The sequence below is a fragment of the Shewanella sp. S23-S33 genome, from assembly GCF_043359565.1.
GTDB lineage: Bacteria > Pseudomonadota > Gammaproteobacteria > Enterobacterales > Shewanellaceae > Shewanella > Shewanella oncorhynchi.
This window is the reverse complement of sequence record NZ_JBHFFD010000006.1, coordinates 1-1,712: the sequence shown is the minus strand read 5'-3', so window position 1 is coordinate 1,712 and position 1,712 is coordinate 1. Positions and strand designations below refer to the sequence as shown.

Genomic DNA, 1,712 nt, shown 5'->3' with positions numbered 1-1,712 from the left:
TCATTCGCTAATTGGCGAATATGGCTGATCAGCTGATGTTGACTGCCCACAAAGCGGTTAAAGCTGTCGGCAAGCACGCCCACTTCATCTTGAGTGTCGACAGAAATACGTTGAGTTAAATCACCATTACCATCGGCAATACGCGCCAGTGCTTGCGATACTCGACTCAGAGGACCCAGCAAGACACTTACTAGCCAAGAAATGGCTAATACACTTAAGATCAACACGAGTGCAGAAAGCCCAAACTGAGTGAGTAACAAGCTCGACAGTGGCGACTCTAGCGTTTCCTTATCAAGCACTAACACTAATTCCCAATCTGTATTAGGGATATCAACGCTCCAGACTAATTTGTCACGTCCTTCATTTTCAAAATACATAGGTAACAGAGTGCCCGCTGCACGGCTTTGTTCTGGTAAGTTGCGATTAAGCTCGTTATCGATTTCAGCTATAGGTTTCATCGTCTTAGCTTGATCTTTATAAGCGATCACTGTGCCGTCTTTGTGCATCATGATGGCATAACCGTTTGCCGGTAACTTCATGCGGTTGACCTCTTCGATAAGATTACTAATCGATAGATCTCCAGCAATAACTCCGCCAGCAACAGGCTCGGCCAAAGTCACCACTAAAATATTAAAAGCAGTATCAAGATAAGGTCGAGTAAATACACTTCCACCAGTTCGCATAGCCTCTTGGTACCAAGGTCGTGTACGAGGATCATAATTTGTATAGTCAGTTGCAGGCTCTGAATCTCTCATATTGCCGTTAGACTCACCAAAATATGTCGATTCAAACCCTCCCGATTGCTTAGCCTGTTTCATTGCTTGCACAATGTCATTATTGCGCTGCCCAGCAAGACCTTTAACAATTTTCTGACGACTTGCAAGCCACTCACTAATCAGTAACGCTTGCTGGTCTCCAAGACGTTGAGCCTGTTCTAAATTCACGTCTAACAGTACTTTCTTCTGACTTGTATAACTTTGCCAAGATAACAGTAAAATTACCGATGAGAGAGCGAGAATTACGGAAAAAAGGATTTTTTGTCTTAATGAATATGATTTCATAATATATTTCACGAATAAAAACTGGATAATTATGCTGACCAAAAATAATAACTATTCCTAGTAGCGCTTAGTTTACTTAGATACGTAAAAATAACGGCGAATACACTTATTTTTACCGCAAGAATAAACAAACTCACAACAAATCCAAGATAGATCAACGTATGCATCTGAGCACCGGCCTCTTATTTAATAGGAAACCTAATTTATGCATATTTAAATATGCACTATAAATCTCATGTAATTTAAAATTACTCTTATCTTAATGCTAATAGTTACGAATTAAATTCAACTTAAATAGAAATGAGTTATAAAAGCATTTAGATGAAAAAGTAATAAAAGTGCCATTTTTATTACATGGCACTTTTATATCAAGATCAAATCATTCGCTATTTTAAACTTAGGCTACAGAATAAATGTCGCGACTTGCGCATTCAGGTCATTAGCGCGAGCTTTTAAGCCCCTCGCCTGTGCCAAATCTGCCATGGCCGACGCGGTAATCTCATCGGTCACATCTTTAATCGCAACCGTATTCTGGGTTATTTCACCCGTCACTTGAGTCTGTTCTTCCGCTGCGGTAGCAATTTGGCCTGCCATATCTGAAATCACGTTGACCGCTTGTGTAATCTCTTCAAGGGCTTTCGCCGCGGCATT

General features: G+C 40.5%; 1 protein-coding gene and 1 pseudogene. Both read right to left on the bottom strand.

The window, feature by feature from the left end; genetic code table 11:
- A partial coding sequence (locus ACHA99_RS00970) for a cache domain-containing protein (protein ID WP_393940451.1) occupies window positions 1-1,061 on the bottom strand: 1,061 nt, incomplete at its 3' end.
- A gap of 402 nt (window positions 1,062-1,463) precedes the next feature.
- Window positions 1,464-1,712: pseudogene (locus ACHA99_RS00965) on the bottom strand (chemotaxis protein); the annotation flags it as partial.